Origin of the sequence: Thiomonas arsenitoxydans (genome assembly GCF_000253115.1) — a bacterium.
GTDB classification, from domain to species: Bacteria; Pseudomonadota; Gammaproteobacteria; order Burkholderiales; family Burkholderiaceae_C; genus Thiomonas; species Thiomonas arsenitoxydans.
The window spans coordinates 962,234-987,033 of the sequence record NC_014145.1 but is presented as its reverse complement, the minus strand read 5'-3'; the positions used below and the strand labels follow the sequence as shown (position 1 = coordinate 987,033).

Here is a 24,800-nt window from a genome sequence, read left to right as displayed (position 1 = left end):
TCACGTCAGTTCAGCGCTCAAGGCCACTGGGTGGCGGCCAGCAGATCGGCGATCAGCGCGTCGCAGCTCACCGCGCGCAGCCCGGCGTCGAGCGAGAGCACGATGCGGTGACGCAGCACATCGGGCGCAAGCGCCATGACGTCGTCGGGCAGCACGAAGTCGCGCCCGCGCAAATAGGCCAACGCCCGCGCGGCATGCGCCAGCGCCAGCACCGCGCGCGGAGAAGCCCCCGCAGCCACCACGCCGTCCATGCCCGCCAAGCGCTGCTGCGGGGCGCGGGTGGCGCGCACTAGATCGACGATGGCGCGCTGCAAGCTCTCGGCCACATGCACTTGCAAGACCTCCTGACGCGCCGCGAGCACGGTGGGCACGTCCACCGCTGGCGCCGGGCCACCGCCCAGGCTGCGCGTCGGGTCGCTGGCCTGCAGGTGCAGTTGCAGAATGCGCAGTTCTTCATCGGCCGCCGGATAGTCCAGCCGCACATGCAGCAGGAAGCGGTCGAGCTGCGCCTCGGGCAGCGCATAGGTGCCCGCCTGTTCGAGCGGATTCTGCGTGGCCAGCACGAAGAACAGCGGCGGCAGCGGGTAGCTCACGCCGCCCACGGTGATCTGCCGCTCCTGCATGGCTTCGAGCAGGGCCGACTGCACCTTGGCCGGTGCGCGGTTGATCTCGTCGGCCAGCACGATGTCGTGAAACAGCGGCCCGCGCACAAAGCGCACCGTGCCTTCGGCGGGGTTGAACACCTCGGTGCCGGTGAGGTCGCCCGGCAGCAGATCGGGGGTGAACTGCACCCGCTGAAAACTGGCATGCACCCGGCTGGCGAGCGCCTTGACCGCAGTGGTCTTGGCCAGCCCGGGCAGCCCTTCGAGCAGCAGATGGCCGCCGGTGAGCAGGCCGATGACCAGACGGTCGAGCAGCGCCGTCTGGCCGACGATGTCGGTGCTGAGTTGCTCGCGCAAGGCGGCGACTTCGGTCTGGTGCGGGTAGGTCATCGTGTTTGTGGATTTGAACGCATTGAACGCATGCGCATGGGCTGATCATAAGAGTCTCACCAAGCGCGACGTAGCGGAGGAACCCGAAGCCCGGCACGCGGGCCTCATGGAAACTCTTGATGGACAAACATTCGCGCGTTCGTTAGAGTATTTTTCATGAACTCACGCGAACTAAAAAACCATCTGTATGAACAAGTCGCCCGAATCGGCGCGGCCGTGTCCAGCCCTAAGCGGCTGGAGCTGCTGGAAATTCTGGCGCAGGGCGAAAAGCCGGTGGAGGCGCTGGCGCGCGAGGCCGCCATCGACATCAAGCTCGCCAGCGCGCATTTGCGCGTGCTCAAGGGCGCGCAGCTGGTGCAGGTGCGCCAAGACGGCAAGAGCCGCATCTATCGCCTGAGTGGCGCCGACGTGGCCGCGCTGTGGGTGGCGCTGCGCAGCGTGGCCGAGGCGCATGTGGCCGATCTGCAGGTGGTGATGCAGCGCTTGTTCTCCGGCCCCGAGCGTCTCACGCTGGAGAGCAGCCAGACCCTGCTGGACAAGGTGCGCAAGGGCGATGTGGTGCTGATCGACGTGCGCCCGGAAGCCGAATACCGCACCGTGCATCTACCCGAGGCACGCTCGCTCCCGCTACCAGAACTGGAGGCGCGTCTGCGCGAACTGCCACGCGGCAAGGAGATCGTGGCCTATTGCCGCGGGCCGTTCTGCGTGATGTCCGACACGGCGGTAAAGCTGCTGGTCGAGCGCGGCTTTCGCGCCCGCAAGATCGCCGAGGGCGTGCCGGAATGGCAGGCAGCCGGGCTGCCGCTGGAGCAGGACACTGCGCCCTGACGGCGATGCGCCGCGCAATGTTCCCTCCGCCTGCAAGCCGCTCGGGTGCTGCCGACCTCAACGCGCCCGCCCCGGCCGAACCCTATCTGCAAGGCATCCGCATCAACCTGCACCAGTTCATCTGGCAGGCGGTGCAGGTGGGTTTCGTCGGCTTGGTCATCGGCATGGAACGCAATGTGCTGCCGGTGGTGGCGCAGCAAGACTTTGGCGTGCCCAAATCGTCCTTTCTCTACCTGATGAGCTTCGTCATCTCCTTCGGGCTGGTCAAGGGCATGCTCAATTTCGTCGCTGGGCGGCTGTCCGAGCGCATCGGGCGCAAGCCGGTGCTGGTGATGGGCTGGGTGGCAGCCATACCCATCCCGCTGCTGATCTACTTTGCGCCCAACTGGTGGTGGGTGGTCGCGGCCAATCTGTTTCTCGGCATCAACCAGGGTTTCGCCTGGAGCATGACGGTGACCAGCAAGGTGGACATCACCTGCGCCGAGCAACGGGGACTTGCCACCGGCATCAACGAGTTCGCGGGCTATGCCGCGGTGGGGCTGGCGGGCATCGTCACCGGCTATCTGGCCTCGCTCTACGGCCCGCGCCCTGCCCTGCTGGGGTTCGCCCTGCTGGTGGTTGTCGCAGGACTTGCAACTGCGCTGCTGTTCGTGCGCGAGACCCTGCCCTGGGCGCGCGCCGAAGGCCAGCGTCATGCCGACGGCAAGCACCAGGGCTTGAAGCCGAAGTTCGCCGAAGGGCTTCCCGCGCATCCGTCCTCATTGCAGGTGTTCGCCTTTGTGTCGTTTCGCCACGCCACGTTTTCGGCGCTATGTCAGGCCGGAGTGGCCAACAAGGTGGCCGACACCCTGCTGTGGGTGCTGTTTCCGCTGTATCTGCACGGCCACGGCCTGAGCGTGGTCGACATCGGTTGGGTCACGGGGGTCTATGGCCTGACGTGGGGCGCGTCTCAACTGTGGACCGGGCCGCTGTCGGACCGCATCGGCCGCATGCCGACCATCGTTTCCGGGCTGTGGCTGCTGGCGGCGGGCGTGGCTTCCGTCACGCTGGTCGCGAGCACAGTCGCCTGGCTGGCTGCCGCCGTGGTGATGGGCGTGGGCATGGCGCTGCTCTATCCCAACCTCATCGCCGCAGTGGCCGACATCTCACACCCGAACTGGCGCAGTTCCTCGCTGGGCACCTACCGCTACTGGCGCGATACCGGCTACGCCCTGGGCGCGCTGGTGCTGGGCGCCATTGCGCAGGTTGCCGGGCTGATCGCCCCGGCGTTCTGGTTTACCGCGGCGCTGCTGGCCGCATCAGGGTTTTGGGTGCTGCTGCGCGCGCAGGAAACTCACCCGCGGCTTACTTCACCGTCACCGTCCCGGTCATGAAGGTGTGCACCGAGCAGTGGTAGGGAAAACTGCCGGGCTTGTCGAAGGTGTGGCTGAACGACCTGCCTGGCTGGAGCAGGCCCGAGTCCCAAAGTTTGGTATCGCTGGTCGCAGTGTGGGCAAAGCTGTCGTCATTGGTCCAAGTCACCGTGGTTCCGGGCGTGACCGTCACCGTGTCGGGATGAAAATTCATGCCCTTGATTTGAATCTGCACCGTGGCCGCCAACACGCAGCATGGCCAGACGAGCAAGGCGAGAATTGCGGTTCTGATGAACGGTCTGCGCATGGCAAGCTCCTGTAGAGCCGTTCAAATTAGGCGCACCGCCGCAACGTCGCAACAAGGACATTCCCCATGCCCGACGATCAACACCCTCGCATGCCGCCTCCGGAGGCAACGGCGGCGATCTTCCTTGCCTTTCTGCGTCTGGGACTCACCGCGTTCGGCGGGCCGATTGCGCATCTGGAATATTTCCGCCGCGAGTTCGTCGAGCGGCGCGGCTGGCTGTCGGCGCAGGCGTATGGCGATCTGGTGGCGCTGTGCCAGTTCCTGCCCGGCCCGGCGAGTTCGCAGGTCGGCATCGGGCTGGGACTGATGCGCGGGGGTCTGCACGGCGCGCTGGCCGCCTGGCTGGGCTTCACCCTGCCTTCGGCGCTGGCGATGACCGCCTTCGCCCTGCTGCTCACGCATGTCGGCGCGCTGGCGCATGGCGGCTGGCTGCATGGGCTCAAGCTGGTGGCCGTCGCGGTGGTGGCGCAGGCGCTGTGGGGCATGGGCCGCAGCCTCTGCCCGGATCGGGAACGTGCCAGCCTGGCTGTGGCCGCCGCGGTGCTGGCCGCGCTGATGCCCGGCGTCAGTGGTCAACTCGCCGTCATTCTTCTCGGCGCGGTGGTCGGGCGCTGGCTGCTGCGCCCCCCGGTAGAAGCGGTGCATGCGCCGCTGCACGTGCCGCTGCGTCATCGCAGCGCCGTGGTGCTGCTCGCAGCGTTCGGCGCGCTGCTGGTCGGCTTGCCGCTGCTCGCGGCCGCCTTGCATCAGCCCGCGCTCGCGCTGTTTTCCAGTTTCTATCAATCTGGCGCGCTGGTGTTTGGCGGCGGCCATGTGGTGCTGCCGCTGCTGCGGGCCCAGGTCGTCCCGGCAGGCATGGACAACTCCACCTTCCTCGCAGGCTACGGCGCGGCACAGGCCGTGCCGGGGCCGCTGTTCACCTTTGCCGCGTTTCTGGGCGCCGCTTCGGCGCAGGGGCCGGGTGGCTGGCTGGGCGCGGGCGTGGCGTTGCTGGGCATCTTCCTGCCCAGCTTTCTGCTCGTGGCCGGGGCCTTGCCGCTGTGGAACGGCCTGCGCCACCACCCCGCCATGCGCAGCGCCCTGATGGGCATCAACGCCGCCGTCGTCGGCCTGTTGCTGGCCGCGTTCTACGACCCGGTCTGGACGGCCGCCATTCACTCCCCACGCGACTTCGCCCTGGCGCTGGCCGCGCTGTTGCTGCTGCAAGTCTGGAAGGTTGCGCCGTGGGCGGTGGTGGTCGGCGGTGCAGCAGTCACTGCAATGCTGGGCTGGGGGTGATTCCCCGCACCGCATTGCACCGCCGCCGATGTGCACTTTTTTGAAGCCGGGCGCCGATTGCGCCAGTTTTGGGCGATAGTCGCGTTTCCCGCTCACTGCTGCCACTTGCCGCCATGTACGTCCCTTCCCACTTCGCCATCACTCAGCCGGGCGAATTGCACCGCATCCTTCGTGCCCATCCCCTGGGCATTCTGGTCACGCAAACCGGCGACGGGCTCGATGCCAACCACCTTCCCTTCGAGTTCGATCCGACGCAGGGTTTGCTGGGCACGCTCATCGGTCATGTGGCCCGCGCCAATCCCGTGTGGCAGCAGTGCAGGAACGGCGCCGAGGTGATGGTCATCTTCCGCGGTGCCGAGGGCTATATCTCGCCGAGCTGGTACCCGAGCAAACATGAGACCCACCGCCAGGTTCCCACCTGGAACTATGAAGTCGTTCATGCCCACGGTCATCTCACCGTCCGCGACGATGAAAAATTCGTTCGTGGCGTGGTGGCGCGCCTCACCCGCACACACGAAGCGCAGGAGCCAAAGCCCTGGAAAATGAGCGACTCCGCGCCCGACTACATCGACGCCATGGTGCAAGCCATCGTCGGCATCGAAATCACGGTGTCGCGGCTGGAGGGCAAAGCCAAACTCAGCCAAAACCGGGAATTGCGCGATCGCGAAGGGGCTATCGATGCCTTACGCCGGCGCGGGAATGGCGAATTGGCAGATGCGATGGGAAAGTCGCTTGAGGATTCAGTGCGCTGAAGATTGCGGCTAGAGTTAAAGCTGAGCCAAATTCTTGATCCAATTATGGCCGTGCTACGTCGCAATCCTGACATACAAACTTTCAGTCACACATCCTGCAATCCACTCGCTAAATGCACGAACCAATGTTCACCTGCACCTTGCTGGAGCTTGAGCAACTCATAGGTCTTGAGCATGTTGAGCAGGCTTGAATGGCCGTATTTCTTTGGCGTGAACGACGGGTCGGCTCGCTTCAAGTAGGAGCCCAGCATACTGATGCTGACCTTGCCTTCTGAGGTATCGTTCGCCAACATAGTCACGGCATCCACCACGAACTTTGGACGCAGTTTCGGTAGAGGTCTTGGCGTTTCGGGCTTGATCTCGGTTTTCTTCGCGCTGGTTTTTGGTGCCGGTGTTTCAACCTCGGCCGGCTCAGGCTTCGTCCACTCAAAGAACTGGTCGCTCGCGTTGCGCAGCGCGTCCGGGCTCTTGGCCTCGCCCACGATATGTACCGTGGCGCCTCGCTCCCTCAGCTTGCGGCAGAGGTAGGCAAAGTCGGAATCGCTGGTGACAAGACAGAAGGTGTCGGCCCGCTTGTCGAACAATGCCTCGACGGCGTCGAGCGCGAGCGCAATGTCAGACGTATTTTTGCCTGCCGCGTACTGGAATTGCAAGCAGGGTGTGAAGGCGAGGCGCACAAGCGCCTCTTGCCACTTGTTAGCCAGTGTGGCGTGGTTGCCGTAGCCACGGCGCAGCACAACGCGCCCGAACTGTGCGACGACGCGCAAGGCATACTCGAGAATCTCCGGAGTTGTGTTGTCACAGTCCACGAGCACAGCGACGCGCGATTCGTGGTCTGCGCTGTGATTGCTTGCCATATGGCTGGCCTCCCACTGTTTCAGGCCACAGATCATAGATGGTGCCACGAGGACTCCGATCACGCGCTGCGTAGGTCAATCACCAGCATTCGCCCTAACCACCCGGGCCCAGACCTAGGAGTCTGGGCGGCAGAATTCCGTGAACCTGTGCCGGAGCGCCGATGCTGGGCGAGCGGACTGTTTTTCGGGCACGGTCGGCATGGCCGGTCGTCTCACGCCCCCGAGAGGGCAGCAGCGGGCGTGTTGTGCGGGGCGGCCTGTGCCCCCATTTCTGTTCAGGCGGGAACCAACGAGGCCATCCGCCGGAGGTTCAGTGCTGCGCAGACGAGTTTCCACTCGGCGCGTACACGCTCAAGGCCGCGCAGGCTGAACTGGCGGAACCCCAGCACGCTCTTGATCCAGCCGTTGGGCGGCTCGGCGATCCACTTGCGCTTGCGATAGGCGGCGCGTCCCGCGGCGGTCTGCATCTTCGCGGCCATGGCCGCGGTGTGCGGCAGCCGCGCGGCATCGATGGCCGCGTGCTGCTTGCCTTCGCGCCCCAAGGCCACAACCAGATCGATCGGCGCATCGCGCAGGTTGTCCTCGCTGCGATAGCCCGCGTCGGCCAGACCCAGCGCGGGCAGCGCGCCCAGGTTCTCCTGGATCGCATCGATCATCGGCAGCAGCCAGTTGGCATCGGGTGCCGTGTTGTCCAGTTCCGCAGCCACGATGATGTGCGCAGCCTCGTCCACCGCCGTCTGCGCGTTGTAGCTGGGGTCGAAGCCGCCGCCGGCGCGCTTCATGATGCGGCTGTCCGGGTCGGTGAAGTTCTCCTGCGCCTTGTCTTCGGGCACGCCGAAGTCGCGCTTGAACCGCGCACCGCGCCGCGGCTTCCCATCCGGCCCCCGGGGACGGCGATCATCATCGTCACTGCGACCACGCTGCGCGTCGGCTTCACGCTGACGCTGTTCCAGCCGCTGGCGCGCCTGCCGGATCGCATCGAGTCGCGCCTCGCGCCGCTCGATCTCGGCCGGGATGTCGAGTTCGGGCTCCTGCGCCTCGGCCTCGTCGGTGGCCTTGGCGCGCGCCAGCAGCGCGTCGATCTGCTTTTTCAGTTCGACCTCGGTGTGCTGCATGCGCGCATAGCTCATGGCCTTGTGGCGGCTCGCGTTGGCCTTGACCTTGGTGCCGTCGATGGCCACCGTGCCCAGCTTGACCAGACCCATCTCGCGCGCCAGGCGCACGACCTGCACGAACAGGTCCGAGAATTCCTGGAGGTGCAGCGCACGGAAATCCCGGATCGTGCGGTGCTTGGGGAAGTTCCCTGCTGCCAGCATCCGGAACGCCAGGTCCTCGTGCAGCCGGCGCTCGATCTTGCGCGAGCTGAACACCCCGGTGGCGTAGCCGTACACCAGAACCTTGACCATCATCGCCGGATGGAAGGGCTGGTTGCGCGCTCCGCCACCCTCATAGCGCGCGTAGAACGCGCTCAGGTCCAGCGTGTCAATCGTGTCGTGGATGAAGTAAGCCAGGTGGCCCGGCGGCAGCCAGTCCTGCGGCGCCGCCGGCAGCAGCATCACCTGGTCCGGCTCATAGGGGCGGTAACTAGTGGGCATGCCGTATTAACGCACGCCCACCGTCCTACGTCGACCTCAACAACCTTCTGCCGCCCACACTCCTAGCCCGTAGCATCCCTCACGCCTCCCCCACCAGCGCCCGTGCGAACGCCTTCGCGTCGAAGGTTTGCAGATCGTCCAGGCTTTCGCCCACGCCGATGAAATACACCGGCACCGGACGCTCGCGGGCGATGGCCGCGATCACTCCGCCCTTGGCGCTGCCGTCGAGCTTGGTGATGACCAGGCCGGTAAGTCCCAGCGCATCGTCGAAAGCGCGCACCTGCGCCAGGGCGTTCTGGCCGTTGTTGGCGTCGATCACCAGCAGGATTTCGTGCGGCGCGCCGTCCATGGCCTTGGCCGTCACGCGTTTGACCTTTTTCAGCTCCTCCATGAGGTGAAGCTGGGTGGGCAGGCGCCCGGCGGTGTCGACGATCACCACGTCTATCTCGCGCGCCTTGCCTGCGCTCACCGCGTCGAAGGCCACGGCGGCCGGGTCGCCGCCGTCTTGCGAGATGACTTGCACCTGATTGCGCTGCCCCCAGGCGACGAGTTGCTCGCGCGCCGCCGCGCGGAAGGTGTCGCCCGCGGCCAGCAGCACTTTTTCATCGGCGCGCAGCAGGTGCTGGGTGAGCTTGCCGATGGTGGTGGTCTTGCCCGCGCCGTTCACGCCCACCATCATCAGCACGGTGGGGTTCTGACGACCGATGTCGAGCGGTTTTTGCAGGGGGCTGAGCAAATCGGCCAGCGCGTCGGCTAGCAGGCCGCGAACTTGGGCGGGGGTTTCGGCGCGGGTCGATTTCACGCGCCGACGCAGATCAGCCAGCAGCGCGGTGGTGGCGGGCATGCCGGCGTCGGCCATGATGAGGGCCGATTCGAGTTCTTCGTACAGCGCTTCGTCGATCTTGCTGCCGCCGAACAGGCCGCTGATGCCCGATCCGGTCTTTCGCAGGCCGGAGCGCAGGCGGCTGAACCAGCCGGAAGTCGGCTGCTCTTCGGCGACGAGCACGGCAGCCTGCGATGTCTCGGGCTCAGACCTCGCCGCAACGGCGGGCTCCACGGCCGGTGCGGCTTCAGCGGGCGCGTCCAGTTGCAGCGCGGCAAGCGCGGTGATCGCCTCAGGCGCAACCTCGGCCGTCGCCTCGGGCGCGGCGGTTTCGGGAGCGGATTTGCGTTTGAAAAAGCGGAACATGGACAGCCGATCGAAGAAAAGAGAACAAGATGATGCACGACAGACTCCTACAATTTACCTGCCCATGAATACCCAGTCTCCAGGCCATCGCGCCCCAAGCCCTTCCGCCCGCCCCCGCCGCGCCCATAGCGGTGAAGTCCGCATCATTGGCGGGCTGTGGAAACGCAGCAAACTCGCCGTGCCCGATCTGCCGGGACTGCGCCCCACGCCAGACCGGGTGCGCGAGACCGTGTTCAACTGGCTCGGCCAGACGCTCGCCGGTCTGCGCGTGCTCGATCTCTATGCTGGCAGCGGCGCACTCGGGCTGGAAGCGGCCTCGCGCGGCGCGGCCTCGGTGTTGCTGATCGAACAGCATCCCCGCTGCGTGGCCGCGATTGCCGCCGCCGCGCAGCGCCTCGGCGCGACACAGGTGCAGGTGCGAGGCGCCGATGCGCTCTCCTGTGCGCACAGCCTGGCGCGTGCTGGCGAGCGATTCGACATCGTGTTCATCGATCCGCCCTATGTCAGCGCGCAACAACTCGCCGCGCTGCAGGCGGTGCAGCCGCTGGTCGCATCACAAGGTCTGGTTTATGTGGAGACCGATACGGCCGAGCTGTTCGATACGCTGGAAACCGAGGGCTGGGCTGTCTGGCGACGGGGTCGGGCCGGTCAGGTGCACTTTGCTTTGCTGCGGCGCAACACTGTCGACGCGCTGGCGCCGCAAAACCCCTAAACTGCACTTCCTTTCCACGCTTACAACCCGTTGCCATGCTGCTCGCCATCTACCCCGGCACCTTCGACCCGCTCACGCGCGGCCATGAAGACCTGGTGCGTCGCGCCAGCAAGTTGTGCGACAGGTTGTTGGTCGCCATCGCCGCCGGTCACCACAAGAACGCCATGTTCACCCTGGAAGAGCGGCTGGACATCGCACGCGAGGTGCTCTCGCCCTATCCCAACGTCGAAGTCAGCGGCTTCACCGGACTGTTGCGCGATTTCGTCGTGGCGCGCGGCGCCCAGGTGGTGGTGCGCGGGCTGCGTGCGGTCAGCGACTTCGAGTACGAATTCCAGATGGCCGGCATGAACCGCCAGCTCATGCCCGACGTCGAAACCCTGTTTCTCACCCCGGCCGATCAGTACCAGTTCATTTCCGGGACGTTCGTGCGGGAAATCGCCATGCTCGGCGGCGACGTGAGCAAGTTTGTGGTTCCCTTGGTCATGGAGCGGCTGCAGGCCAAGGTGGCCCAGCGGCGCACCGCCCCGACCTGAAGATCATCATGGCCCTGTGGATCACCGACGACTGCATCAACTGCGATGTGTGCGAGCCCGAATGCCCGAACGAGGCGATTTTCATGGGCCCGGAAATTTATGAAATCAACCCCGACCGCTGCACCGAGTGCGTGGGGCATTTCGACACGCCGCAATGCGTGCAGATCTGCCCGGTGAACTGCATTCCGGTGCGGCCTGACCGAGTGGAAAGCAAAGATCAGTTGATGGAAAAGTATCGTCAACTGACCGCGGCGCAGGCGCCCGTTTCCTGAAAGAACAGTTGCTGCGTCAGGGCGCGGCGTCGGGGCTCGGCGGAATGACTACGCGGCGTCCCCGAGTTTGTTGAAGCCGGTGTTTGTGGCGCGCTGCGTGCGCTTTCTCAGCCACCCTTTTCGCTTTTTTAGCCTCGCGCTGCTGCAAGGCGAGTAGGCGCTTTTGCTCGCGATAGGCCGCTGCCGCTCTCTGCTGCTCTTGCGCCGCCTGCGCCGCGCGTTCCTGGTCGCGGGCATCGAGCAGCGCATTCAGCCGTTGCTGTTGCACTTGGGCTTGTTCGCGTTGTTCGGGGGTGCGGGCGTCCTGAGTAGGAACGGTCTGGCCCGATGCGCAAGGCTGGTGCGAGTAGGTGTTGCCGCAACGCCAGACGGGTGCGGTGGGGCTTTCGGCGGAGTGCTCGGCGGTCTGAGCCCCGACGGATACGGCGCCCACCGCCATCAACATGCCCACGCCGAACCGCACCAGATTGTGCATGGCTTCAGCCCCTCCCCGGCTGGGCCGCAGCGGCCGATTTGCCGCCGTCGCTGCGGTTGCTGCGATGAAGCTGCATCATCGCCGCTTCGAACTCGCCTTTGAGCAGTTGCGGCAGCACCGCCTGCGATTGCTCCATGGCCTGCTCGATCAGCTTCAGCTCGGATTGCGGCGGCTTACCCAGCACGAAGCCGATCACCGCGTCCCGGTCGCCCGGATGGCCGATGCCCAGGCGCAGACGCCAGAAGTTGGGCGTGCCCAGATGAGCGATGAGATCGCGCAGGCCGTTGTGCCCGGCGTGACCGCCGCCCAGTTTGAGCTTGGCCTGACCCGGCGGCAGATCGAGTTCGTCATGCGCCACCAGAATGTTCTCCGGCGCGATTTTGTAGAAGCGGGCGAACGCGCCGACGGACTGGCCGGATCGGTTCATATAGGTGCTGGGCTCGAGCAGCCAAAGCTCATGCCCCTGCAAACGCACCCGGGCGACATCGCCGAAAAAACCGCGCTCGGGCTTGAGGCTGACGCCCGCGGCGGTGGCGATCTGATCGACCAGCCAGAAGCCGGCGTTGTGGCGATCGAGGGCGTGTTCCTGCCCGGGATTGCCCAGGCCGACGAGAAGCTGAATCATGCGAAATCCACAGGGATGAAGAGGGACTCACTCTCCGCGCGGCTGACGCTGGAGCAGACCACTGAGCGCGGCCTGCGGCGTGAGTTTGCCGTCGAGCAAACGGCTCACCGCTTCGGTGATCGGCATGGACACGCGGTGCGCGCGGGCGAGTTGCAAGGCCGTCTGCGCGGTATGCACGCCCTCGGCCACATGCCCCAGCGTGGCCACGATATGGTCGAGCCGCTGCCCCTGCGCCAGCGCCAGGCCGACGCGGCGGTTGCGCGACAGATCGCCGGTGGCGGTCAGTACCAGATCGCCCAGACCGCTCAGGCCCATGAAGGTATCGGCCTGCCCGCCCAGCGCCACGCCCAGCCGCGAAAGCTCGGCCAGCCCACGGGTGATGAGCGCCGCGCGCGCGTTGTTGCCCAGGCCCATGCCGTCACTCACCCCGGTAGCGATGGCCAGCACATTCTTCACCGCGCCGCCCACCTCCACGCCCACGACATCGGGCGTGGCGTAGATGCGCATTGCTCCGTGATGCAGGGCCGCCACGGCCGACTGACGCAGCGCGGCGTCGGTGCTAGCCAGAGTGAGCGCCACGGGCAGACCGCGAGCGACCTCCAGCGCAAAACTCGGGCCGGAGAGCGCACCGGTCGCCGGAGGCGCATCCATGCCAGCGAACACGGCGTCGATCACCGCATGCGGCAGCAGCCCGCTGCCCTGCTCAAAGCCCTTGCACAGCCAGACCAGTTGCTGCACGCGCGCGCCTTGCGGCTTGTCGGCGTTGAAAATCCGCACCGCCTGCGCGGCGGCCCGCAGGCCGGAGACCGGCACCGCCAGCAGCAGCAGGCCGTGGGGGCCGGCTGCGTGGCGCAGCGCCGCGTCGAGGTCGGCCGTAACGGTCAAAGTCGGCGGCAAGGGCACATCCGGCAGATAGGCGGCATTGACCCGCTCCGCCTGCAAGCGCTGCATCTGCGCCGTGTCGCGGCCCCAGAGCAAGACGGCCTGATGCGCCGCGATCTGACAGGCGATGCCCGTGCCCCAGGCACCGGCGCCGAGCACAGTCAGCGAGCGAGGCGGTTGTGACGACATCAGCCGTTAAAACGATCAGAACAAATCAGTTCAGGCGGTCGGGCGTGATGATGGAAGGTGCGTCATTGGCGGCCTGCTGTTGCGCCTGTTGCTGCTCGTACATGGCCTGGAAGTTGATTTCGGCCAGATGCACCGGCGGAAAGCCCGCGCGGGTGATGGCGTCGGCCAGATTGGCGCGCAGATACGGATAGACGGTCTGCGGACAGGCAATGCCCAGCAGCATGTCGGCATGTTCCTGCGGAATATTGCGAAGCTCGAAAATGCCGGCCTGCTTGCCTTCCACCAGAAACAGCACGCGGTCTTGCATGCGGGCTGTAATGGTCGCCGCCACGGTAATTTCGAACAGCCCCTCGACCACGGGCTGCGCTTCCACGCTCATTTGCACGTCCACATTGGGCTGCTGCTGCTCCAACAGGATCTGCGGCGAATTGGGCTGCTCCAGCGACAGGTCTTTCAAATAGCAACGCTGCAGCATGAAAACCGGATCGGCAGACTGCGTGTTCTCGGGGGTGGCGCTCATCAAAAATTCTCCATGGAAAAAAGCCCGCAGGATGCGGGCGTCGATTGCTTGTGGCTGATTCTAGGCCCGCCTCATGACAGCCCCGCCAGACCCACTGGCCAGCCGGGCTGCTGGATGAGCCGAGCGGGCTTCAGGCGGCGTCGCGCAGCAGGGGCATCAGGCCGCCCCGGGCGTCGATGGCGTAGAGATCGTCGCAGCCGCCCACATGGATGTCGCCAATGAAAATCTGCGGCACGGTGCGGCGCCCGGTAGATGCCATCATGTGCTGGCGCTGACCCGGGTCGAGATCGATACGGATTTCTTCAATGTCCACCACGCCGCGTTTTTGCAACAGCGCCTTGGCGCGGATGCAATAGGGACAGACGGCAGAGGTGTACATGCGAACCTTGTTCATACGAAAGTCATCCTTTTTCAACCGGCAGCCCGGCTTCGCGCCAAGAGCGCATCCCGCCCGACACCGCCGCAGCGTTCACAAAACCCTGCTTGCGAAGTTGGGCCGCGGCGCGCTTGGCCCGCATGCCCGATGCGCACATGATCAGCACCGGCGTGTTTTTGTCTTTGGGGAGATCACTCAAGCGCTTGTCGAGCTGGCCCAGCGGAATGCTCTTGCTGCCCACGGCATGGCCGGCCTGAAATTCATTGGGCTCGCAGACGTCGATGATCACGCCCTTTTCGCGGTTGACCTTGAGCACGGCCTGAGCCGCACTGACGCCATCCGACCCGGACGCGCCGCCGTAGGAACTCCACAGCAGCATGCCGCCGGAAGTCAGGGCAATGAGCACGAGCGCCCAGTTTTCGATGAGGAACTGCACTTCAGTTTTCTCCTTGAGGGGGTGAAATTCTAAAAAATCAAATCTGCTTGCGCTGATGTATGGTTTTGTTCCATCTGCCGCATGGCATGCGTAGGGCACCGATTGCTGCAGTGCAGCGACATTTTGCAGCTGGACTACTATTAGCCTGTGCTCCGCATTGTTTCACTCCTTCGCACTTCGAGACCTCCCATGTACAAACTCGTCATGCTGCGCCACGGTGAATCCACCTGGAATCAGCAAAACCGCTTTACCGGCTGGACCGATGTCGATCTGACCGAGCAAGGCATCCGCGAAGCCCGCGCCGCCGGGCGCCTGCTCAAGGAACTGGGTTACAGCTTCGACCTGACCTATACCTCGGTGCTCAAGCGCGCCGTGCGCACCCTGTGGCTATCGCTCGACGAGCTCGACGCCATGTGGCTGCCCGTGGTGCACACTTGGCGGCTCAACGAGCGCCACTACGGCGCGCTGCAAGGTTTGAACAAGGCGGAAACCGCCGCCAAGTACGGCGACGAACAGGTGCACATCTGGCGCCGCAGCTACGACACCCCGCCCCCGCCGCTTGACGAAACCCATCGTCTGGAACTGGCCGCCGATCCGCGCTATGCCCGCCTCAAACCCGAAGAGCTGCCGCTGACCGAGTGCCTGAAAGACACCATCGCGCGGGTTCTGCCGTTCTGGCACGAGTCGCTGGCTCCGGCCATCAAGGCGGGCAAGCGCACGCTGGTGGTGTCGCACGGCAACTCCATGCGCGCCATCATGAAGTACCTGGAAAACATCTCGGACGAAGACATCACCGGGCTGAACATCCCCAACGGCATTCCGCTGGTGTACGAGCTCGACGCCGATCTCAAGCCGCTGCAGCGCTATTACCTCAACGCTGCGGGCGGCAAGGTCTGAGGCAAGGTCTGAGTTAGGCCCGCGTGCCTTGTGTCTAATCCATTATCTGTTGACGCTATTCCGCAGACGCCCTGCGGGATGTGCTGTGCTCGCGTCACAAAAATAGCGCTACCCCTATACTGCCCGCTCCTTTAGCAGACACTCCGTTTGATCCACCATGGCCAGTAAATTTCGAGTCGCAGCCTGGGTTGTCGTTGGTGCCATCACCGGCATCATGGCGACCCTGCAAGTCCAGGCGCTGGCGCGCAACACCGTTTCGCCGCTACCGCTGGAAGAACTGCAGCAGTTCGCCGCCGTGTACGGGCTGATCAAGGCCGACTTCTTTGAGCCGGTCGAGGGCAAGAAACTGATCGAAAACGCCATCAACGGCATGGTGAACAACCTCGATCCACACTCGGAATATTTGGATAAGAAGAACTTCAAGGACTTCAAGGAAAGCACCAGCGGCAAATTCGTCGGCGTGGGCATCGAAATCGCCGCCGAAGATGGTTTGGTGAAAGTGGTTTCGCCCATCGAGGGCTCGCCTGCTGCCCGGGCTGGCATTCATGCGGGCGACCTGATTACCCGCATCGACAATACCGCCGTCAAGGGTCTGAGCCTGAGCGACGCGGTCAAGCTCATGCGCGGCAAGCCGGGTACCAAGGTCACCCTCACCGTGCTGCGCAAGTCGGAAAACCGCACCCTCACCTTCACCGTGACCCGCGAGCTGATTCAGGTACAGAGCGTCAAGGGCAAGATGATCGCCCCGGGCTATGGCTGGATTCGTATCACCCAGTTCCAGGCGGACACGCTGAGCAGCTTCGTCAAAAAAATCGACGCGCTGTATAAGGAAGACCCGAACATGAAGGGCCTGATCCTCGATCTGCGCAACGATCCGGGCGGTCTGCTCGAAAGCGCCGTGGGCGTGGCTTCGGTGTTCCTGCCGAACGACGCCGTGATCGTCAGCACCAAGGGGCAGATGCCCGAGGCCAACTCCACCTACCGCAACACCCCGAGTGACTACATGAGCCGCCCGGGCGACAACCCGCTCGACACCCTGCCCGCGGGCGTTAAGACGGTGAAACTGGTGGTGCTCATCAACGGCGGATCGGCATCGGCCTCCGAAATCGTGACTGGCGCCTTGCAAGACTACAAGCGTGCAGTGGTCATGGGCACGCTGTCCTTCGGCAAGGGCTCGGTGCAGACCGTGCTGCCGCTCGGGCCCGATACCGCGCTCAAGCTCACCACGGCGCGCTACTACACCCCCAACGGCCAGTCGATCCAGGGCAAGGGCATCACCCCGAATTACGAGGTTGACCCGTTGGAGAGCGGCGACCCCTACGCCGCGCTGCGCATGCGCGAGATCGACTACAAGAACCAGATCGGCACCGGCAACGAGTCGGCCGACTCCAAGCGGGTCGAAGAAGATGTGCGCAAGCAGGAAGAAGCCCGGCGCCTGCTCGAAGCCGAACTCCAGAAAGACCCGAACAAGTTGCCGAAATTGCCCGAGTACGGCAGCAAGGAAGACTGGCAGGTGACGCAGGCGATGAATTATCTGGAAGGCAAGCCGGTCATCACGGCCAAGCAGCCGGCCAGCACGGCCAAGGCGAAAACCCCAGCCACGTCGGCTGCAGCCAGCGGCCCGAAGGCGGACGCCAGCGGCGCCACCAAGAGCAAGTAAGAACGAGCCATCGTCCGAGAGGGCGATGGCACCCGGCATGTCTCTCGACGATCGCCAACTGCTGCGTTATTCACGGCACATCCTGCTCGACGAAATCGGCATCGAAGGCCAGGAGCGCATCTGCGCGGGCCGCGCCCTCATTCTCGGCGCCGGCGGTCTGGGTTCGCCCGCAGCGCTCTACCTGGCCAGTGCGGGGGTCGGCCGCATCACCCTGGTGGACGACGATACGGTCGACCTGACCAACCTGCAACGGCAGATCGCCCATACCGAGGCGCGCATCGGACAGCGCAAGGTCGATTCCGCGCGCGAGGCGATGCGACAGATCAACCCGTATATCGAAGTCGATGTGATCGCCCGCCGTGCCGACGCAGCCCTGCTCGACGAACTCGTCTCGGCCGCAGACGTTGCCCTCGATTGCAGCGACAACTTCGCCACCCGTCAGGCGCTGAACCGCGCCTGCGTCGCGCGCGGCGTGCCTCTGGTCAGCGGTGCGGCTATCCGCTTTGCGGGCCAGGTCAGCGTGTTCGACACCCGGTGCGATGCGCAGGGTGAGCGCGGGCCCTGCTATGCCTGCCTGTTTCCGCCGGATGCGCCGATGGAAGAAGTGCAGTGCGCCACCATGGGCGTGCTCGCCCCTCTGGTCGGTCTGGTCGGCAGTCTGCAGGCTGTTGAAGCGCTGAAAATCCTCAGTCAGACTGGCAAAACCTTGCGCGGCAAGCTGTTGTTGATCGATGCACTGGACACTGATTTCCAGACCATCAATCTGCCGCGCAACCCGCACTGTCCGGTCTGCGGCGACCTACACCCCCACGGCTGAGAACCCCGACAGTCAAAACCCCGTTGCCAACGCCTGCCGCAAGTGCTCGACCAGCAGTTGAATGGCGCGGGGCGTATTGGGACTCCAGGGGCGGATCGCGTAGATCGCCTGCCCGAAAAACCCCACGGCCCGCCATTGAGGCAATACCGCTCGCAGCGTGGATGAGCGCCCGCCCAAGTCGAGGCTGAAGTCGGGTGCCAGGGCGATGCCCAGGCCGGCGCGTGCCGCCTCGCGCAGCACTTCACTGGTATTGGCGCGCAGCGGCCCCTGCACAGTGACGCGCACGCGCTGGGGCTCCGCGTCTTTGGCGTTTGGCTGCTCGAACATCCACACCGCCGCTCCGGGCCTCAAATAGGTCAGACAGGCATGCTGCGCGAGTTCTGCAGGATGTTGCGGCTGACCATGCCGACGCAGATACGCGGCACTGGCCACCAGCAGCGAGCGCGTGTCGCACAGTTTCCAGGCCACATGGTTTTCGGGCGGCGCGGCTACATGGCGCACGGCCAGATCGAAGCCTTCCTGCGGCAGATTGCTCAGCCGGTCCGACAACTCCAGCTCCACCTGAATATCGGAATACTTGCGCAGAAAGCTCAACAAGTGCGGCGCCACATGCTGGCGTCCCAAGGCAACGGGCGCGGTCACGCGCACCAGACCCCTCGGCGTTTCCGCCAGATCGTGCACCGCCCCCACGCTGCGCACGATGTGGGCGAATGCGGGTGCCGTCTCGTCCACCAGTCGCTGCCCGGCCTCGGTCAGACGCAGGGTGCGCGTGGTTCGGCGCACCAGCGGCACGCCGATACGGCGCTCCAGTGCGGCAAGCTGCTGACTCACCGCCGCCTTGGAGACCCCGAGTCGCTGTGCGGCAGCCGTCAGGCTGCCCTGAGCGGCAATGGCGCCCAGCCAGTGCACTTGCTGCCAGAGCAAGTCGTCACGCGGGGGCGAAACGGTGGACATGGCGATCTCCTCCGGTCTAATTGTTCGATTTTCAAAACAATGTTGTCAGTTTAGATCGCTATGCAAAGGGGCTGACGGCTCATAGACTTGTTGCCATTCCACATTCTTCCGTTCACAGGAGACTCGCTCATGGGCGCACCTCACCCGTTCACTGGCGCCGCCGATGTGGCGCATTTCATCGCGGGCCGCATCGTCTCGGCCGAAGGCGCGCGCAAGCAGGCCATATTCAACCCGGCCACGGGTGCGGTATCGCGACAGGTGGAACTGGCCGACGCGGCGCAGGTGAATGCCGCCGTCGCCGCCGCACACGCCGCGTTTCCGAAGTGGGCTGACATGCCGCCTGTGCGCCGCGCCCGGGTGATGTTCAAGTTTCTCGATCTGCTCAACCAGCACCGCGACACCCTGGCCGCCATGATCACCGCCGAGCACGGCAAGGTGTTCACCGACGCGCAGGGCGAGGTCACGCGGGGTATCGAAATCGTGGAGTTCGCCTGCGGCATTGCGCAACTGCTCAAGGGCGACTACACCGAGCAGGTGTCCACCGGCATCGACAACTGGACCATGCGCCAGCCGCTGGGCGTGGTGGCCGGCGTCACCCCGTTCAACTTCCCCTGCATGGTGCCGATGTGGATGTTCCCGGTGGCCATCGCGGCGGGCAATACCTTTGTGCTCAAGCCCAGCCCGCTCGATCCGTCTCCCAGCCTGCTCATGGCCGAATTGCTCAAACTAGCCGGCCTGCCCGACGGCGTGTTCAACGTCGTGCAGGGCGACAAGGTGGCGGTCGACGCCCTGCTGGCGAACCCGGACGTCAAGGCCATCAGCTTTGTCGGCTCGACCCCGGTGGCGCATCACATTGCACAAGAGGCCGCACGCCAGGGCAAGCGCGTGCAGGCGCTGGGCGGTGCCAAGAACCACATGGTGGTGATGCCCGACGCCGACCTCGACCAAGTCGTGGACGCGCTCATCGGCAGTGCCTTCGGCTCGGCGGGCGAACGCTGCATGGCCATCTCGGTAGGCGTGCTGGTGGGCGATGTGGCCGAAAAAATTCTGCCCCGGCTGGTCGAGCGTACGCAGGCGCTGAAGGTGAAGAACGGCATGGAGCTCGATGCCGAAATGGGCCCCATCGTCACCGAGGCGGCGCGCGAGCGCATCACCGGCCTGATCGACTCCGGCGTGCAGCAAGGCGCGAAGCTGCTGGTGGACGGTCGCGGTCTTGCAGTGCCCGGACATGAAAAAGGCTTCTGGATCGGCGGCACGGTGTTCGATCAGGTCATGCCCGACATGCGCATCTATCAGGAAGAAATCTTCGGCCCGGTGCTGTCCTGCGTGCGCGTGCCCGACTTCAGCTCGGCGCTTGATCTCGTGAACGCGCACGCCTACGGCAACGGCGTGGCGTGCTTCACGCGTGACGGCCACGTGGCGCGCGAGTTCGGCCGCCGGGTGCAGGCCGGCATGGTGGGCATCAACGTGCCCATTCCCGTACCGATGGCCTGGCACGGCTTCGGCGGCTGGAAAGCCAGCCTGTTTGGCGACATGCATGCCTATGGCGAAGAAGGCGTGCGCTTCTACACCAAGCAGAAGAGCATCATGCAGCGCTGGCCGGAAAGCACCCCCAAGGGCGCCGAGTTCGTCATGCCCACATCCAAGTAAGCGCAGCGTGGCCGACACCCCCTTCGACTACATCATCATCGGCGCGGGCACCGCGGGCAGCCTGCTGGCCAACCGCCTTAGCGCCGATGCCGACAAGCGCGTGCTGCTGATCGAGGCCGGGCGCAAAGACGACTACCCCTGGATCCACATTCCGGTGGGCTATCTGTACTGCATCGGCAACCCGCGCACCGACTGGCTCTACCACACCGAAGCCGACCCCGGGCTCAACGGCCGCACCCTGCGCTACCCGCGCGGCAAAGTGCTGGGCGGGTGCAGCAGCATCAACGGCATGATCTATATGCGCGGCCAGGCCCGCGACTACGACGCCTGGGCCGCCCTGACCGGCGACGAGGCCTGGCGCTGGGAAGCCTGCCTGCCCGACTTCATCGCCCACGAAAACCACTGGCGCCGCGATGCCGGCGCCGACCGCGCGAACGACCCGTTCTTCGCCGCGCTGCACGGCCACGGCGGCGAATGTCGAGTGGAAAAGCAACGTCTGCGCTGGGACATCCTCGATGCCTTCGCGCAGGCGGCGCAACAGGCGGGCATTCCCGCCACCGACGACTTCAACCGCGGCAGCAACGAGGGCGTGAGCTATTTCGAGGTCAACCAGAAAGGCGGCTGGCGCTGGAACACGGCCAAGGCCTTTTTGCGCCCGACCTGCTATGGCCGCCCGAACTTCGAACTCTGGAATGGCGCCCACGTCACTCGCCTGCTGTTCGACACCGCGCCTGACGGTAGCCAACGCTGCACCGGCGTCGAAGTGTGGACGGGCCAGGAAAAAATCACGGCGCACGCTACCCGCGAGGTGCTGCTCAGCGCGGGCGCCATCGGTTCGCCGCAAATCCTGCAGCTCTCGGGCGTGGGGCCTGCGGCGCTGCTGCAGCAACACGGCATCACGCCGCTGATCGACCTGCCGGGCGTGGGCGCCAATCTGCAGGACCATCTGCAGATCCGCGCCGTGTTCAAGGTGAAGGGCGCTCGCACGCTCAACACGCGGGCGGCGTCAAGCTGGGGCAAGGCGATGATCGGACTGGAATACGCTCTCAGGCGTACCGGCCCGATGAGCATGGCGCCCAGCCAGCTCGGCGTGTTCACCCGCAGCAGCGCGCAGTACGTCCACCCCAACATTCAGTACCACGTCCAGCCGCTCAGCCTGGACGCTTTCGGCGAACCGCTGCACAGCTTCGATGCCTTCACCGCCAGCGTCTGCAATCTCAACCCCGGCAGCCGCGGAACGGTGCAGATCAAAAGCCCGCGCTTTGCCGATGCACCGGCCATTTCTCCCCACTATCTCAGCACCGACGAGGATCGTCAGGTGGCGGCCGACAGCCTGCGCCTGACCCGCCGCATCGTGGCGCAACCGGCGCTGGCGCGCTACGCGCCGGAAGAGTTCAAGCCGGGTACGCAATTTCAGACCGATGCCGAACTCGCCCGCCTAGCCGGAGACATCGCCACCACCATTTTCCACCCCGCAGGAACGACGGCCATGGGCCGGGCCGACGACGCAGGTGCGGTGGTGGATACGCGGCTGCGCCTTCGCGATGGCCGCGGCGGCGTGGTGGCCGGGCTGCGCGTGGTCGACGCCGGGGTGATGCCCCGGATTCCCAGCGGCAACATCAACAGCCCGACGCTGATGATCGCCGAGAAAGCCGCACGCTGGATCCGCGCCGATGCGCAAACCCCGAGCTGATCACAGCGCTTCGGCGCTGTAGCGCACGCTCAGGGTGTGGGTTTCGCCGGGCTGCAAGGTAAGCGCGTTGTCTGCCGCGTTGGCCGACTCCACGCACAGCATGTTGCGCCAGCCCTGCGCGGTGAAGTCGCCCATGGCGGCGGCTTTCTGCTCCCACGGCGTCCAGACCACGGTGGACGCCGATCCCTGCTTGGCAATGCGAATGCGCCGCTGCAGCAGCGGATCGACGATGACGCACTCCGCTGATGTGTCCACATACACCCGGTCGGTTTCGGCGGCGAAGCGCACCGCGCCCTGTTGCTGCTTGCGGGCGAAGGCCTCGGTCTTGTCGAGGTAGCTGCAGCCATCGAGCCCCAGCAATTGCACCTCGGCAATATCGCCGACCTGGAAATAAGTGTGCAGCGCCTCGCTGAGCGGCAGCGGTTGCGCGGTGGCGTTGTGCGTGATCAGGTCCATCTCCAACACCTCCGACACGCGGATGCGCAGGGAAACCGGCGTGTCATGCGGCCATTGCGCGCGGGTGGCGTCTGAGGGCTGCAGTTGCAGCGTGAGGTGCGTCGCGCCTTGCGATGCCCCGCTGTCCACCACCGCCCAGGGCACGGTGCGGGCAAAGCCGTGCGCCGGAAAACTGCTCTCGCTGGCGTGCGGCCCGAACCAGGGCCAGCACACCGGCACGCCGCCACGAATGGACTTGCCCGGCAGATAGCGCGCCGCTTCAGACACCCACACCACCGGCTCCGGCTGCGACTTGGGGCGAAAGCTGGTGAGGTGAGCGCCCTGCAGACAGAGGCTGGCCACGCCTGCGGCATGGTCGATTTCAGCGAAAATCAGCCCGGTTGGATGGGCATGGAACCGAAGTTGACCGGGGATGGAAAAACGGCTGAGCGAGTCGAGGCTGTGCATGGCGGTGGAGCTTGCGAGTGGGAAGGGAAATGACATTTTCCACCGACCCGGGCGCGCGCCGTCAAATCGTCACGCGCGGCACCCGGGTGGAGGTCCAGGCGGCGAGCAGCGTCAGCCCGCCAGCGCAGAAAAACGCCAGATGGAAAGCGCGAATCACCGACTGAGCCGCGGCGGGGTCTGCCGTGTGCAAAGCGGCCTGCAAGTCGGCGCTCGACGTCAGGCCGAACACTAGCGAACCAAACACCGCGGTGCCCACCGCCGCCCCGGTGGAGCGCGCCAGAGACACCGTGGCCGCCGCGGCGCCCAAGCGGCTGCGACCCGCCACCGTCTGCACCACCAGTTGCGCCGTCGGCATCACCGTGCCGAATCCCAGCCCCGCCGCAACCCCCAGCGCACCGATGACCCACGGCGCCGCAGGCGCCACGCCCAGCAAGCCCAGCGCCATCGCCGCAACGCTCAACCCCCAGCGGGCCGGCACATCGGGACGGCCTGTGCGCGCCACCACGCGGCCTGTGGCGTTGGAGCCGAGCACCAGCCCGGCGGTGAGCGGCAACAGCAGCAGGCCCGCGTGCGCCGCGCCGGTGGCGTGTCCCACCTGCAGATAAACCGGCAGAAAGAACACCAGAGCGAACAAGCCCGCCGCGAACAGCACCATGGTGGCGGCCGTCCATCCGATGGCGGGCAGATGAAGCAACTCAAGGGGAAGAAACGGGTGGGGATGCCGCCGCTCGCGCCAGAACAGCACTATGCCCAGCACCAATGCCGTCCCCGCCATGAGCGCGCTGGGCAGCGAAGCCCAGGCGAAACGGTGCCCCGCCAGTGTGAGCCACAACAACAGGGTGGAAGCCGAGGCGGCGAACAACAACACGCCCAGGGCATCGTGCGACTGCCCCGGTTGCGCATAGCGCGCGCTAGCCGGCAGGCGCGACCCCCGCCAAACCGCCAGCGCAGCCAGCGGCAGATTGCCGATGAACAGCCAGCGCCAGCTGAAGTGACTGACGACCAAGCCGCCCAAAACCGGCCCCGTCACGCTGGCCAGCACGAACACCACGCCGAAATACGCCTGAAAGCGCGGCCTTTGGCGCGGCGGCACCACTTCGCCGATGAGTGCCTGACTCATCACCATCAAACCGCCACCGCCCAGACCCTGCAGCAGCCGCGCGCCAATCAACCACCACATGCCCTGCGCTGCAGCACAGGCCAGCGAACCCAGCGCAAACAGGCCCAGCGCCGCCATGAGCGCATCGCGGCGGCCATAGCGATCTCCGAGACGTCCATACAGCGGCGCCATGATGGTGGAGGCCAGCAAATAGCCCACTGCGATCCAGGCGCTATCGGCAAAGTCGCCCAGATCACGCGCGATGGCCGGTGTGGCGGCCGCCAGCAAGGTCTGATCGACGGCTGCCAAAAAAATCGGCAGCATGACCGCAGCGAACAAGCGCACAAACGCGGCTCGGCTGACGACAGCATCATCCGACTCTGTGGCGGGAGAAGAAACAGCAGTTTGCGACATGCAGAGCATCCCTCAAAACAACGCGCGGCCCAGTCGGGCCGCAATGCAAGCTTAGCCCGTGAACGCTAATCGCCGCCGATCTTGCAGGCCGCACACGGTCTGCAGATCGTTCTGCAGACCCATGCTTTTGCACAGACCCTTCAGCGCCTAATTCAGATATTGAATGCCCCTGGTATCGCCTTTCATGCTGCGTTTCCAGAGGGTTTTATGGGCTGCGGAAAGTACCAAAGCGCAAGCGTAGCCGCGCGGCTCGTTCCAGATGTGATGGAGGGTGTCTCGCTTACCCACATCACCCACCTTCGCCCGCTAAGATGTCGCCTTTTGCGCGAGACGTTCCCGCGCAATCCAACAAGTTGGGCCGTTAGCTCAGTTGGTTAGAGCAGAGGACTCATAATCCTTTGGTCGCTGGTTCGAGCCCAGCACGGCCTACCAAACTTCCCGTTTAATAACAGGCACTTACATCAAACATCGCTTGCCAACTCAGTCCAGTCTCACGCAAAATTTGCTCACGCACGGATGGCCGTGAGCAAATGTGAGCAAGGA

26 protein-coding genes and 1 tRNA gene are annotated in these 24,800 nt (G+C 65.2%); 13 read left to right on the top strand and 14 right to left on the bottom strand.

Going from position 1 to position 24,800, the window contains the following annotated elements; all coding sequences use genetic code 11:
- Positions 1-17: 17 nt before the first annotated feature.
- Positions 18-992: an AAA family ATPase gene (locus THI_RS04465; RefSeq protein ID WP_013105041.1), complete on the bottom strand. Its 975-nt coding sequence runs from the start codon at positions 990-992 to the stop codon at positions 18-20.
- 156 nt (positions 993-1,148) lie between these two features.
- Between THI_RS04465 and THI_RS04460 the strand changes: the two genes are divergently transcribed.
- On the top strand, positions 1,149-1,820 hold the full coding sequence (locus THI_RS04460) for an ArsR/SmtB family transcription factor (RefSeq protein ID WP_013105040.1): 672 nt from the start codon (positions 1,149-1,151) through the stop codon (positions 1,818-1,820).
- A gap of 17 nt (positions 1,821-1,837) precedes the next feature.
- Entirely contained in the window at positions 1,838-3,193 is a 1,356-nt protein-coding gene (locus THI_RS04455; protein WP_013105039.1) for an MFS transporter, read from the top strand.
- On the opposite strand, the gene THI_RS04450 is transcribed toward THI_RS04455, so the two are convergent.
- Positions 3,165-3,479: a plastocyanin/azurin family copper-binding protein gene (locus tag THI_RS04450; RefSeq protein WP_013105038.1), complete on the bottom strand. Its 315-nt coding sequence runs from the start codon at positions 3,477-3,479 to the stop codon at positions 3,165-3,167. The genes THI_RS04455 and THI_RS04450 overlap by 29 nt on opposite strands.
- 66 nt (positions 3,480-3,545) lie before the next feature.
- On the opposite strand from THI_RS04450, the gene chrA reads away from it, so the two are divergent.
- Positions 3,546-4,757 carry a chromate efflux transporter gene (chrA, locus tag THI_RS04445; protein ID WP_013105037.1) on the top strand — a complete coding sequence of 404 codons (1,212 nt, stop codon included), beginning with the start codon at positions 3,546-3,548 and terminating at the stop codon, positions 4,755-4,757.
- 113 nt (positions 4,758-4,870) lie between these two features.
- Positions 4,871-5,509 (top strand): FMN-binding negative transcriptional regulator, encoded by a 639-nt coding sequence (locus tag THI_RS04440; RefSeq protein WP_013105036.1) that lies wholly within the window; start codon positions 4,871-4,873, stop codon positions 5,507-5,509.
- Positions 5,510-5,595: 86 nt separating this feature from the next.
- On the opposite strand, the gene THI_RS04435 is transcribed toward THI_RS04440, so the two are convergent.
- From THI_RS04435 to ftsY, 3 genes are all read right to left on the bottom strand, one after another.
- Positions 5,596-6,366 (bottom strand): NYN domain-containing protein, encoded by a 771-nt coding sequence (locus THI_RS04435; protein WP_041608904.1) that lies wholly within the window; start codon positions 6,364-6,366, stop codon positions 5,596-5,598.
- 275 nt (positions 6,367-6,641) lie between these two features.
- A complete protein-coding gene (locus tag THI_RS04430) occupies positions 6,642-7,961 on the bottom strand; it encodes an IS1182-like element ISThsp1 family transposase (RefSeq protein WP_013104216.1) in 1,320 nt (439 codons plus the stop codon).
- A 79-nt stretch (positions 7,962-8,040) separates the two neighbouring features.
- On the bottom strand, positions 8,041-9,150 hold the full coding sequence (gene ftsY / locus THI_RS04425; RefSeq protein WP_013105034.1) for a signal recognition particle-docking protein FtsY: 1,110 nt from the start codon (positions 9,148-9,150) through the stop codon (positions 8,041-8,043).
- Between the two features lie 64 nt (positions 9,151-9,214).
- On the opposite strand from ftsY, the gene rsmD reads away from it, so the two are divergent.
- From rsmD to THI_RS04410, 3 genes are read left to right on the top strand one after another with little or no spacing between them, the layout of a single operon-like run.
- Positions 9,215-9,862, top strand: coding sequence for a 16S rRNA (guanine(966)-N(2))-methyltransferase RsmD (gene rsmD / locus THI_RS04420; protein ID WP_013105033.1), 648 nt, complete (start codon positions 9,215-9,217; stop codon positions 9,860-9,862).
- 35 nt (positions 9,863-9,897) lie between these two features.
- Positions 9,898-10,395, top strand: a complete 498-nt coding sequence (coaD, locus tag THI_RS04415) for a pantetheine-phosphate adenylyltransferase (RefSeq protein ID WP_013105032.1) — start codon at positions 9,898-9,900, stop codon at positions 10,393-10,395.
- Positions 10,396-10,403: 8 nt separating this feature from the next.
- On the top strand, positions 10,404-10,667 hold the full coding sequence (locus tag THI_RS04410; protein ID WP_013105031.1) for a YfhL family 4Fe-4S dicluster ferredoxin: 264 nt from the start codon (positions 10,404-10,406) through the stop codon (positions 10,665-10,667).
- Between the two features lie 16 nt (positions 10,668-10,683).
- Here the strand turns inward: THI_RS04410 and THI_RS04405 are convergent, their stop codons facing one another.
- The 6 genes from THI_RS04405 to THI_RS04380 form a co-directional block, all read right to left on the bottom strand.
- The gene (locus tag THI_RS04405; RefSeq protein WP_013105030.1) at positions 10,684-11,142 is read right to left on the bottom strand and encodes a hypothetical protein; all 459 of its coding nucleotides are present in this window, start codon (positions 11,140-11,142) and stop codon (positions 10,684-10,686) included.
- 4 nt (positions 11,143-11,146) lie between these two features.
- Positions 11,147-11,767, bottom strand: a complete 621-nt coding sequence (gene pth / locus THI_RS04400; RefSeq protein ID WP_013105029.1) for an aminoacyl-tRNA hydrolase — start codon at positions 11,765-11,767, stop codon at positions 11,147-11,149.
- A gap of 27 nt (positions 11,768-11,794) precedes the next feature.
- Positions 11,795-12,838 (bottom strand): NAD(P)H-dependent glycerol-3-phosphate dehydrogenase, encoded by a 1,044-nt coding sequence (locus tag THI_RS04395; protein WP_013105028.1) that lies wholly within the window; start codon positions 12,836-12,838, stop codon positions 11,795-11,797.
- A 25-nt stretch (positions 12,839-12,863) separates the two neighbouring features.
- A complete protein-coding gene (secB, locus tag THI_RS04390; protein ID WP_013105027.1) occupies positions 12,864-13,358 on the bottom strand; it encodes a protein-export chaperone SecB in 495 nt (164 codons plus the stop codon).
- Between the two features lie 130 nt (positions 13,359-13,488).
- Positions 13,489-13,752: a glutaredoxin 3 gene (grxC, locus tag THI_RS04385; protein ID WP_013105026.1), complete on the bottom strand. Its 264-nt coding sequence runs from the start codon at positions 13,750-13,752 to the stop codon at positions 13,489-13,491.
- A 7-nt stretch (positions 13,753-13,759) separates the two neighbouring features.
- Positions 13,760-14,170 carry a rhodanese-like domain-containing protein gene (locus THI_RS04380; protein WP_013105025.1) on the bottom strand — a complete coding sequence of 137 codons (411 nt, stop codon included), beginning with the start codon at positions 14,168-14,170 and terminating at the stop codon, positions 13,760-13,762.
- Between the two features lie 189 nt (positions 14,171-14,359).
- Here THI_RS04380 and gpmA point away from each other — a divergent pair, with 189 nt between their 5' ends.
- The 3 genes from gpmA to THI_RS04365 all read left to right on the top strand — a co-directional run bounded on the left by gpmA (position 14,360) and on the right by THI_RS04365 (position 17,544).
- Positions 14,360-15,067: a 2,3-diphosphoglycerate-dependent phosphoglycerate mutase gene (gpmA, locus tag THI_RS04375; protein ID WP_013105024.1), complete on the top strand. Its 708-nt coding sequence runs from the start codon at positions 14,360-14,362 to the stop codon at positions 15,065-15,067.
- Positions 15,068-15,224: 157 nt separating this feature from the next.
- Positions 15,225-16,727, top strand: coding sequence for a S41 family peptidase (locus tag THI_RS04370; protein WP_013105023.1), 1,503 nt, complete (start codon positions 15,225-15,227; stop codon positions 16,725-16,727).
- 25 nt (positions 16,728-16,752) lie between these two features.
- Positions 16,753-17,544, top strand: a complete 792-nt coding sequence (locus THI_RS04365; RefSeq protein WP_013105022.1) for a HesA/MoeB/ThiF family protein — start codon at positions 16,753-16,755, stop codon at positions 17,542-17,544.
- Between the two features lie 12 nt (positions 17,545-17,556).
- Here THI_RS04365 and THI_RS04360 read toward each other — a convergent pair whose 3' ends face one another.
- A complete protein-coding gene (locus THI_RS04360) occupies positions 17,557-18,498 on the bottom strand; it encodes a LysR family transcriptional regulator (RefSeq protein ID WP_013105021.1) in 942 nt (313 codons plus the stop codon).
- A gap of 129 nt (positions 18,499-18,627) precedes the next feature.
- On the opposite strand from THI_RS04360, the gene THI_RS04355 reads away from it, so the two are divergent.
- Positions 18,628-20,148: a CoA-acylating methylmalonate-semialdehyde dehydrogenase gene (locus tag THI_RS04355; protein WP_013105020.1), complete on the top strand. Its 1,521-nt coding sequence runs from the start codon at positions 18,628-18,630 to the stop codon at positions 20,146-20,148.
- 7 nt (positions 20,149-20,155) lie between these two features.
- On the top strand, positions 20,156-21,841 hold the full coding sequence (locus THI_RS04350; RefSeq protein ID WP_013105019.1) for a GMC family oxidoreductase: 1,686 nt from the start codon (positions 20,156-20,158) through the stop codon (positions 21,839-21,841).
- Here THI_RS04350 and THI_RS04345 read toward each other — a convergent pair whose 3' ends face one another.
- The gene (locus tag THI_RS04345; protein ID WP_013105018.1) at positions 21,842-22,744 is read right to left on the bottom strand and encodes a D-hexose-6-phosphate mutarotase; all 903 of its coding nucleotides are present in this window, start codon (positions 22,742-22,744) and stop codon (positions 21,842-21,844) included.
- 61 nt (positions 22,745-22,805) lie between these two features.
- On the bottom strand, positions 22,806-24,257 hold the full coding sequence (locus THI_RS04340) for an MFS transporter (protein WP_013105017.1): 1,452 nt from the start codon (positions 24,255-24,257) through the stop codon (positions 22,806-22,808).
- A gap of 355 nt (positions 24,258-24,612) precedes the next feature.
- Here THI_RS04340 and THI_RS04335 point away from each other — a divergent pair.
- Positions 24,613-24,689, top strand: a tRNA-Ile gene (locus THI_RS04335).
- The last annotated feature ends 111 nt before the right edge of the window (positions 24,690-24,800 follow it).

Bases quoted from the DNA above. Each gene is read 5' to 3' on its own strand.
- THI_RS04465 (WP_013105041.1), bottom strand. From the start codon at position 992: ATGACCTACCCGCACCAGACCGAAGTCGCCGCCTTGCGCGAGCAACTC.
- THI_RS04460 (WP_013105040.1), top strand. From the start codon at position 1,149: ATGAACTCACGCGAACTAAAAAACCATCTGTATGAACAAGTCGCCCGA.
- THI_RS04455 (WP_013105039.1), top strand. From the start codon at position 1,838: ATGTTCCCTCCGCCTGCAAGCCGCTCGGGTGCTGCCGACCTCAACGCG.
- THI_RS04450 (WP_013105038.1), bottom strand. From the start codon at position 3,479: ATGCGCAGACCGTTCATCAGAACCGCAATTCTCGCCTTGCTCGTCTGG.
- chrA (WP_013105037.1), top strand. From the start codon at position 3,546: ATGCCCGACGATCAACACCCTCGCATGCCGCCTCCGGAGGCAACGGCG.
- THI_RS04440 (WP_013105036.1), top strand. From the start codon at position 4,871: ATGTACGTCCCTTCCCACTTCGCCATCACTCAGCCGGGCGAATTGCAC.
- THI_RS04435 (WP_041608904.1), bottom strand. From the start codon at position 6,366: ATGGCAAGCAATCACAGCGCAGACCACGAATCGCGCGTCGCTGTGCTC.
- THI_RS04430 (WP_013104216.1), bottom strand. From the start codon at position 7,961: ATGCCCACTAGTTACCGCCCCTATGAGCCGGACCAGGTGATGCTGCTG.
- ftsY (WP_013105034.1), bottom strand. From the start codon at position 9,150: ATGTTCCGCTTTTTCAAACGCAAATCCGCTCCCGAAACCGCCGCGCCC.
- rsmD (WP_013105033.1), top strand. From the start codon at position 9,215: ATGAATACCCAGTCTCCAGGCCATCGCGCCCCAAGCCCTTCCGCCCGC.
- coaD (WP_013105032.1), top strand. From the start codon at position 9,898: ATGCTGCTCGCCATCTACCCCGGCACCTTCGACCCGCTCACGCGCGGC.
- THI_RS04410 (WP_013105031.1), top strand. From the start codon at position 10,404: ATGGCCCTGTGGATCACCGACGACTGCATCAACTGCGATGTGTGCGAG.
- THI_RS04405 (WP_013105030.1), bottom strand. From the start codon at position 11,142: ATGCACAATCTGGTGCGGTTCGGCGTGGGCATGTTGATGGCGGTGGGC.
- pth (WP_013105029.1), bottom strand. From the start codon at position 11,767: ATGATTCAGCTTCTCGTCGGCCTGGGCAATCCCGGGCAGGAACACGCC.
- THI_RS04395 (WP_013105028.1), bottom strand. From the start codon at position 12,838: ATGTCGTCACAACCGCCTCGCTCGCTGACTGTGCTCGGCGCCGGTGCC.
- secB (WP_013105027.1), bottom strand. From the start codon at position 13,358: ATGAGCGCCACCCCCGAGAACACGCAGTCTGCCGATCCGGTTTTCATG.
- grxC (WP_013105026.1), bottom strand. From the start codon at position 13,752: ATGAACAAGGTTCGCATGTACACCTCTGCCGTCTGTCCCTATTGCATC.
- gpmA (WP_013105024.1), top strand. From the start codon at position 14,360: ATGTACAAACTCGTCATGCTGCGCCACGGTGAATCCACCTGGAATCAG.
- THI_RS04370 (WP_013105023.1), top strand. From the start codon at position 15,225: ATGGCCAGTAAATTTCGAGTCGCAGCCTGGGTTGTCGTTGGTGCCATC.
- THI_RS04365 (WP_013105022.1), top strand. From the start codon at position 16,753: ATGGCACCCGGCATGTCTCTCGACGATCGCCAACTGCTGCGTTATTCA.
- THI_RS04360 (WP_013105021.1), bottom strand. From the start codon at position 18,498: ATGTCCACCGTTTCGCCCCCGCGTGACGACTTGCTCTGGCAGCAAGTG.
- THI_RS04355 (WP_013105020.1), top strand. From the start codon at position 18,628: ATGGGCGCACCTCACCCGTTCACTGGCGCCGCCGATGTGGCGCATTTC.
- THI_RS04345 (WP_013105018.1), bottom strand. From the start codon at position 22,744: ATGCACAGCCTCGACTCGCTCAGCCGTTTTTCCATCCCCGGTCAACTT.
- THI_RS04340 (WP_013105017.1), bottom strand. From the start codon at position 24,257: ATGTCGCAAACTGCTGTTTCTTCTCCCGCCACAGAGTCGGATGATGCT.